Annotated in this window: 9 protein-coding genes; 5 read left to right on the top strand and 4 right to left on the bottom strand. The window is 71.8% G+C overall.

Going from position 1 to position 7,327, the window contains the following annotated elements; genetic code table 11:
* On the top strand, positions 1 to 471 hold a 471-nt coding region (locus ACFFNX_RS36220; RefSeq protein WP_378210513.1), incomplete at its 5' end, for a phosphotransferase family protein.
* A 167-nt stretch (positions 472 to 638) separates the two neighbouring features.
* Here ACFFNX_RS36220 and ACFFNX_RS36215 read toward each other — a convergent pair.
* The gene (locus ACFFNX_RS36215; RefSeq protein ID WP_378210514.1) at positions 639 to 1,289 is read right to left on the bottom strand and encodes an enoyl-CoA hydratase/isomerase family protein; all 651 of its coding nucleotides are present in this window, start codon (positions 1,287 to 1,289) and stop codon (positions 639 to 641) included.
* A gap of 163 nt (positions 1,290 to 1,452) precedes the next feature.
* Here ACFFNX_RS36215 and ACFFNX_RS36210 point away from each other — a divergent pair, with 163 nt between their 5' ends.
* On the top strand, positions 1,453 to 1,674 hold the full coding sequence (locus ACFFNX_RS36210; RefSeq protein WP_378210512.1) for a DUF397 domain-containing protein: 222 nt from the start codon (positions 1,453 to 1,455) through the stop codon (positions 1,672 to 1,674).
* Here ACFFNX_RS36210 and ACFFNX_RS36205 read toward each other — a convergent pair.
* Positions 1,671 to 3,053, bottom strand: a complete 1,383-nt coding sequence (locus tag ACFFNX_RS36205; RefSeq protein ID WP_378210511.1) for a helix-turn-helix domain-containing protein — start codon at positions 3,051 to 3,053, stop codon at positions 1,671 to 1,673. The two genes, ACFFNX_RS36210 and ACFFNX_RS36205, sit on opposite strands and share 4 nt — an antisense overlap.
* 320 nt (positions 3,054 to 3,373) lie before the next feature.
* Here ACFFNX_RS36205 and ACFFNX_RS36200 point away from each other — a divergent pair, with 320 nt between their 5' ends.
* Positions 3,374 to 3,550 (top strand): hypothetical protein, encoded by a 177-nt coding sequence (locus ACFFNX_RS36200; protein WP_378210510.1) that lies wholly within the window; start codon positions 3,374 to 3,376, stop codon positions 3,548 to 3,550.
* A gap of 35 nt (positions 3,551 to 3,585) precedes the next feature.
* Here the strand turns inward: ACFFNX_RS36200 and ACFFNX_RS36195 are convergent, their stop codons facing one another.
* Both ACFFNX_RS36195 and ACFFNX_RS36190 read right to left on the bottom strand, forming a co-directional pair.
* Positions 3,586 to 4,119 carry a PadR family transcriptional regulator gene (locus ACFFNX_RS36195; protein WP_378210509.1) on the bottom strand — a complete coding sequence of 178 codons (534 nt, stop codon included), beginning with the start codon at positions 4,117 to 4,119 and terminating at the stop codon, positions 3,586 to 3,588.
* Positions 4,120 to 4,214: 95 nt separating this feature from the next.
* Complete coding sequence (locus ACFFNX_RS36190) at positions 4,215 to 4,994, bottom strand: DeoR/GlpR family DNA-binding transcription regulator (protein ID WP_378210508.1); 780 nt, start codon at positions 4,992 to 4,994, stop codon at positions 4,215 to 4,217.
* 99 nt (positions 4,995 to 5,093) lie between these two features.
* On the opposite strand from ACFFNX_RS36190, the gene ACFFNX_RS36185 reads away from it, so the two are divergent.
* Positions 5,094 to 6,527: an MFS transporter gene (locus ACFFNX_RS36185; protein WP_378210507.1), complete on the top strand. Its 1,434-nt coding sequence runs from the start codon at positions 5,094 to 5,096 to the stop codon at positions 6,525 to 6,527.
* Positions 6,524 to 7,327, top strand: a complete 804-nt coding sequence (locus ACFFNX_RS36180; RefSeq protein ID WP_378210506.1) for an MBL fold metallo-hydrolase — start codon at positions 6,524 to 6,526, stop codon at positions 7,325 to 7,327. The genes ACFFNX_RS36185 and ACFFNX_RS36180 overlap by 4 nt, the downstream gene beginning before the upstream one ends.

Genomic DNA, 7,327 nt, shown 5'->3' with positions numbered 1-7,327 from the left:
CTGCGAGGCCGCTGCGCGCGGCGGCCGCCGCCGGGCGGGGACCCGCTCGTGGCGCGGGCCTTCGACGCGGTCACCGACTGGGCCGGCCGCCCTCGGCTGGATGACGTCTTCGCCGCCGAGCTCACGCCGGTCTTCGGGCTCGGGGACGGCAACCTGGCCAACTATCTGTGGGACGGCGCCCGGGTCCGGGTCGTGGACTTCGAGTACTCCGGGCTGAGCGACCGCGCCTACGAATTGGCCGAGGTGGTCGAGCACATCAGCGTGTGGGTGGACGACGGTCTCGACGCGCCGGCGCTCTTGTCGCGGTTCGAGCTGACGCCCGCGGAGACGGCGCGGCTTCGCGAGTGCCGGCGGCTGCTGGCGCTGTTCTGGTTCCTGTCCGTGCTGTCGGACGATCCCGAGCACCCGCGCAACCCGCCTGGCACCGCCGTACGCCAGGCCGGCCGCCTCCTGGCCCTGCTCGGCGCCTGAACGCCGAGGACCGGTCCCGCTGCCACTCGGGACCGGTCCTTCGCCGTCTCGGTCCGGACGCGCAGAGGACCTGTCGAGACGGTGTGCCGGGATCGGCGAAGCGATGGCTGCCGCTAAGGCGCCGAACCACAATGCCTACTATACCTACCGGAAATGCTTTGTAAAGCTCACGCCAGCGCATCGAGGACGGGTCGGTGCAGATCCGTACGGATTCGGGCGATCGTGGCGCCGTCCTTGGTCGCGAGCGGGGCGGCGAGGGCGAGCGCGGCCGCGGTGAGCTCCGACTCGGATACCGCCTGGTGGGCGATGCCCGCGGCGACGGCGTCCTCACCGCCGTACCGGCGGCCGGTGACCATGGCCTCGTGCGCGGTGAGCCTCGGCAGCCGTGCCTGGAGCAGCGCGCTCATGCCCGGGGTGAACGGCAGCCCGAGGTCCACCTCCGGCAGGCAGAACCATCCCCGGTCGGCGCGCATCACGCGGTAGTCGTGGGTCAGGGACAGCATCGCGCCGGCGGCGAACGCGTGCCCGTTGACCGCCGCGACCGTCGGCAGCGGCAGCGTCAGCATCCGGGCGAACAGGCCGTGCACGCGTTCGAGGTACGGGCCCCACCGCTCGGCGTCGGCACTGAGCCAGTCCAGATCGAGGCCGTTCGAGTAGAACTTGCCGGTGCCGGTCGTCACGAGCGCCTTGGGCGCCGGCGCGTCGGCCAGCTCGTCGAGGATCGCGGACAGCGCGTCCAGGAACTCCGGGCTGAAGCGGTTCTCCCCGTCGTCGAACCGCAGGACGTACACGTCGCCCTCGCGCCGCAGATCGATCATCATGGCCTCTCTCGCATCCGTTATTACCCGTCGGTAACTGTAGAGGATCGGACCGGCATCCCGTTCTCCCCGCCGCGAGACCGCGCGGACTATAGCCTTGGCCCCGGGGCGACCTGCGGCACGACGCCGGCGCCCGTCTTCCCCGCAAACAGAAGAGGCCCGCATGACCGAGGAATCCGGGGCCGTCGAGATCCTGTTCGTCGACGGCAAGGACGTGCCGATCAAGCACAAGCACGCCGATCGCATGGTCGTCATGCGCGACTCGAGCAAGCCCGACGGCGACGCGCTCTATTACACCCCGAACGAATGGGAGGCCTTCATTCTCGGGGTCAAGGACGGCGAGTTCGACGACATGGTCGAAGAGCCCCAGGAGAACAACGCCTAGCCGTCGGACAGCACACGGTGTTCGCGTAGCTGCGCCGCCACTCGGCGAGGATCTCCGGGTGGCAGTGCGGCGGCGAGCCGGCCGAGGATCTCCAGGTCGTCGTCGCCCGTCTGGGTGTAGGCCCACAGGTCGTCCACGTCGCCGCGGTGCAGCAACTGCCGGCGTAGCTGGGTGCCGAGGTCGTCCCGCTCGATCTTGATCGCCGTCGACTCCGAGCGTGGCAGCAACGGCCCGGCGTACAGGCGTACGGCGCCGGCGACGTTGCCCGAGCCGAGCAGCCGTCGCACGTTGAGGAAGTCGGCCTCGACGTCGCAGTCGAGGCGGTACGGCTTGGCCCGCACCACGTCGCCGAGCTGGCCGCGCAGCCGGTGGATCTCCGCGCGCACCGTCACCGGATTGCCCTCGTCGCCATAGAGGTGGTACGAGGACTGCTCGCAGGTCAGGCCGCGCGGGTGCAGCACCATCAGCGCGAGCAGCTCGGCGTGGCGCAGTGACAGGGGGATGCTCCGGCCGTCGAGGACGGCGCACGGCTGCTGCTCGCCGAGCAGCCGCAGCTTGAGCGTGGGCCGTCCGCTTTCGACCGTACGGAGCAGGAACGCCGAGCCGAGGGCCTCCGCGATCGCGGTGCGGCCGTCCGGCAACGTCACCCGCCCCGCCTCCGGGATGACGATGCGCCGGTCGCGCCAGCGGTCGGGATCGGCCGCCAGCACCCGCCCGGTCGTCGTCACCAGCACCCGGCTGTCGCCGCGCAGGCGGTGGAGGTGGCGGGCGCGCAGACGTTCGTCACGGCGGTTCATCTCCACCGTGAGCTGCGCCTCGGTCAGCCGGGCCGCCGCCCGGACGAGCGCGACGACGGCCGGGTGCAGGGCGCTCTTCGTGCCGCTGATGTCGACGCAGCCGATCACCAGGCCGGTGTCGGGGTCGGTGATCGGCGCGGCAACGCACGACCAGGTGTGCAGGACCTGGACGAGGTGCTCGGTGGCCCGGATGTACACGGGCCCGCCGACGCTCAGCGCCGTGCCGATGCCGTTGGTGCCGATCGCCTCCTCGGCCCAGCCGAATCCCTCGGCCAGGCCGATGCGGTCGGCCCGGCGGCGTACGGCGCCCGGCCCCTCGCTCCACAGCACGTGGCCGTCGGCGTCGGCGATCACCATGAGGTGGGCGGACGCGTCGGCCATCCCGCGCAGGGACTCGCGCAGCATGCCCAGGTGCCGGTCGAGCGGGTGGGACCGGCGCACGCCCGCGACCATGTCGGCGTCGAACACCAGCGGGGCCGACGCCTGGTCGGGGTCGACACCCGCGGCCAGCGAACGTCGCCACGAGTCGGTGACCATGGGGCGGGCGGCGATCGGATCGCGTGCCTTACTGCTCCGCGTCAAGGGCGTCTCCATGGGGCTCTGGTTCTACGAGCATCCGTGCCGACGGCTCAGGTTGCAACCCGATACGTAAAACCATCACCTGGTATTTGTCACATGCTGCTATCGGGTGAGTGCAACGTGTTTGCAACCCGGCCTCACCTAGTGTGCGTGTCGCGGCACGGCGGGTGACGACTTTTCGCCCGGACGCAGCCGCACGACGGCGGTCCGCCCGGAGCCGTTTGAGGGGACGGGTCCGGCGCGCCGCGCCAGCGCCCGCCGCCGGGACGCCTCAGGGAGAGGGGCGTTCCCGGTGGCGGGTCGCGGGCAGGGGGGAGAAGGCTTTGCTGTGCCTGACCTGCAACCGGGTCCGCCCGGCGCGGAGCCCGGCGGAGTACACCGTGGTCCGCGCGCAGGCGATCACCGTCCACGGCCTGTGCACCTGCGCCCAGCCCGGCGCCTGGCTGCCCGAGGCGTACGGGGTCGCGGTCGCCGTGAGCCCGAGTGACCGGGGCGGCTGAGCTGCGGGCCGGGACCCGTCGCGCGCCGTGGGGCCTCAGGCCTCCGGCAGATCGCCGAGCAGCTCGGCCCAGAAGCCCTCGACCGTGCGCTCGTAGCGGATGCCGAGCTCGAGGGACTTGAGCTGCCACCGGTCGATGGCGCCGCCGAACGCCCGGTGGATCCGCTCGTACTCATCGGCGCGCTCGCGGTGGGAACGACGCTGGTCGACCGCGAGGTGGCGGATGTCGCAGGGCCGGGCGTGCCGGGCGAAGAAGAGCTTGAGCAGGCCCGGATCGCGCACGTCGGTCCGGTCGGGTGTGGGCTCGGCGAGCCAGTCGGCCAGCGCGGCCCGGCCGGCGGCGGTGATGCGGTAGGTGCGGCGCCGCCGGCCGCCCGTCTCGGTCTCCACGTCGACCAGCCCGGCGTCGACCAGGCGCATCGGTTCGTCATAGAGCTGGGAGTGCGCGAACTCCCAGAAGTTGCCGACGCTCACGGCGACCTTGCGCTTGAGGTCATAACTCGTCGCGGGGCCGTCGGACAGCAGCCCGAGCACGAGGTACGACGTCGCGGTCATCCGATGGTCGGCCACGGGGCTCCTCTCCGCCGCCGCCTATCTTGGCCCATGTCCGGGCCGTGAAAGACCGGCCGCCACCTGATCGTGCGATGGGAGGGTGCTCCGGCCGGTCAGCCCGCACCGGCGACCGTGGTGGGGACGTCGTGGTCGGTGAGGGCGGCCATGGCGTCGGGCGGGGCGCCGGGGTCGGTGACGGCGCGGGCGAAGTCCGCGAGGTCGGCGACGCGGTGCAGGGCGGTGCGGCCGAGCTTGGCGTGGTCGACGAGCAGGACGCGGTGGGTGGCGACGGACAGCAGCGCCCGCTTGGTCACCACGATCTCCTGCTCCTGGTGGTAGACGCCGCCGTCGGAGACCCCGGCGAACGAGTAGAAGCCGAGATCGGAGTGGAGCGCCCGGGCCGACGCGGTGCACGGTGAGCCGATGAACGCGTCGTGCGCCTCGTTGTACTCGCCGCCCAGCGCGATCAGGCGGATGTTCTTGCGGCCCATCATCAGCTGGATGATCGGTGCGAAGTTCGTGATGACGGTGAGCGGGTCGATGTCGACGGCCATTTCGGCCAGCACCAGTGTGGTGGTGGAGTCATCGAACAGGACGGACATGCCGGGCTCGATCAGCTCCACCGCGGCGCGCGCGATGGCCCGCTTCTCCGCGACGGCCAGCTGGCGCCGGTAGGTCACGTTGCTCTCGAAGACGCTGGACGGCTGGGCGGTCACGCCACCGTGGAACTTGCGCACCAGCCCGCGTTTGGCCAGCTCGTCGAGGTCGCGGTGGGCGGTGACGAGGCTGACTCCGAAGCGTTCGGCCAGCTCCTGGGCGGTGGCCGTGCCGACCCGCAGGATGTGCTCGGCCAGGTCCTGCTGGCGGGACGCCGGGTCCTTGCGGCTTCTCATGCCATGAAATTACCACCTTGATTTTAACTTCGTTGATGGTAATTTCTCATTCCAGACTGATAATTCGCAGTCGAAGGCCTACCGGACGGAGACCGGGCGATGGCGGCCACCACCCTCGACCTGGCGGACCTCTCGGGGTTCCGCCGCAAGCTCACCCTGCTGTCGTCGATCGGCATGTTCCTCGACGGCTTCGACCTGACGGTGATCGCCGTCGCGCTGCCGGTGCTGAAGAAGTCGTGGACGTTCACCCCGTTCACGTCCGGCGTCACCAGCTGCTCGGCCATCGTCGGGATGTTCGTCGGCGCGCTGGTCTTCGGCCGGATCGCCGACCGGCTCGGCCGCAAGAAGATGTACCTGGTCGACCTGATCGGCTTCGTGGTGTTCGCCGCGCTGGCCGCGCTGTCCCAGAACGTGTGGGAGCTGGTCGCCGCCCGCTTCCTGCTCGGGCTGTGTCTCGGCGCGGACTACCCGATCTCCTCGTCGCTGACCGCCGAGTTCGGCGCCGTGCGCGACCGCGGCCGGCTGGTCGTGGCGCTCAGTCTGATGTGGAACGTCGGCGCGCTGGCCGCGTACCTGGTGGGTGTGGCGTTCCTGCCCATCGGCCCCAGCGCCTGGCGCTGGATGCTGCTCGTCGGCGCGGTGCTCGCGCTGGTCACGCTGGCCTTCAGGACCAGCATTCCGGAGTCGCCGCGGTACCTCATCGCGCAGGGCCGGCACGACGAGGCGCGGCGGGTCATCGCGAAGGTGGTGTCCGGCAGCGGCACGGCGGTCGCGCCGGAGGACGTGGTACTGCCGGAGCCGCAGGTCGGGCCCGACGGTCCCGCCGCTGCCGGCGGCGCCTCGTGGCGACGGCTGTTCGCCCGCGGGCTGGCCGGTGCCACGATCTTCGTCTGCGTGTTCTGGTTCGCGCACGACGTGGCGTACTACGGGATCCAGATGTACAGCCCGACGATCCTGACCGGGCTCGGCGGCTCGACGCAGCTGGCCGCGTACCTCGGATCGGCCATCATCGCGCTGCTCGGCGTGGTGGGCGCGGCGATCGCGGTCGCGTTCGTCGACTCGTGGGGCCGGCGGCCGGTGCTGATCACGGCGTTCGCCGGCGAGACGGCGGTGCTGGTGGTGCTGGCGCTGGCCCACGCGCCGGCGCTGGCGCTGATCGTGGTGCTGTTCGCGATGGCGATCCTGTTCTCCAACATGGGTCCGGGCACGCTGGACATGGTCTACTGCACCGAGCTCTTCCCGACCGAGTTGCGCGCCGCCGGCACCGGCCTGGGCACTGCGGTGAGCCGGCTCGGCGCGATCCTCGGCGTGCTCGTCTTCCCCGACCTGGTGGACGCGTGGGGCGTGAGCGGCGCGCTGTGGCTGTTCGTCGCGGCCGGGGTGCTCGGCCTGGTGATCACCGTGGTGCTGGCGCCGGAGACCAAGAACCGCAGCCTGGAACAGACCGCCGGGGCCCGCCGCGTGGTCGGCGGCACCGCGCCCGCCGCCGCGCGCCCCGGCCTGGTGGCATCCACAACCGAGGAGGATCGGTGAACGACACGACACTGACGGTGCTCGGCTTCCGGGCCGGCCGGCCGGACGCGGACTCGGCCTGCTCCGGCTACCTGGTGCGGCACGCGGGCTCGACGGTCCTCGTCGACTGCGGGCCGGGCATCGTCACCGAGCTGGTGTCGCGCGGTCTGGAGCACCGCCTCGACGGGGTCGTGCTCACCCACCTGCACCAGGACCACATGTTCGACGTGGTGCCGCTGGCCTTCACCCGGCTGCTGACGAAGACGCCGCCGGCCCGGATCCCGCTGTGGGTACCGGAGGACAGCACCGGCACGCTGGCCGCGCTGGACGAGTGGGTGGCGGTGCCGACCGACCCGGTGGTCGGCCGGCCGCTCGCCACCGCGTTCGACATCCGGCCGCTGGAGCGGGACGGCCGTACCGAGGTGGCGGTCGCGGACGGCATCACGCTGACCGCGTTCCGGGCCCGGCACGCGGTGCCGAGCGCGTCGCTGCGCTTCGCGCTGGACGACCGGACGCTGGCGTTCTCATCCGACACCGGCTGGTGCGACGGCGTGCTGGCGGCCGCGACCGGCGCCGACGTGTTCGTTTGCGAGGCCACCTACCTGGAGGCCGACCCGGCCATGCTGGCCGAGCACGGCCACCTGACCGCCGAGCTCACCGGCCGGTTGGCCGCCGAGGCCGGAGTGGGCCGGCTGGTCGTCAGCCACCTGCTCGGGTACGACGACGCCGAGTCGTTCGAGGCGGCGCGTGCGGCGGCCGGGGCGGTACCGGTGACGGCGGCGCACGCCGGGCTGACCGTGCCGGTCCGGGCGGCCCGGTAG

It is taken from the genome of Actinoallomurus acaciae (assembly GCF_042429965.1).
Classification (GTDB): Bacteria; Actinomycetota; Actinomycetes; order Streptosporangiales; family Streptosporangiaceae; genus Actinoallomurus; species Actinoallomurus acaciae.
This window is presented reverse-complemented; position numbering and strand designations above follow the sequence as displayed.

Coding starts and splice junctions, on each gene's coding strand:
- ACFFNX_RS36185 (WP_378210507.1), top strand. CDS start 5,094: ATGGCGGCCACCACCCTCGACCTGGCGGACCTCTCGGGGTTCCGCCGC.
- ACFFNX_RS36215 (WP_378210514.1), bottom strand. CDS start 1,289: ATGATCGATCTGCGGCGCGAGGGCGACGTGTACGTCCTGCGGTTCGAC.
- ACFFNX_RS36190 (WP_378210508.1), bottom strand. CDS start 4,994: ATGAGAAGCCGCAAGGACCCGGCGTCCCGCCAGCAGGACCTGGCCGAG.
- ACFFNX_RS36210 (WP_378210512.1), top strand. CDS start 1,453: ATGACCGAGGAATCCGGGGCCGTCGAGATCCTGTTCGTCGACGGCAAG.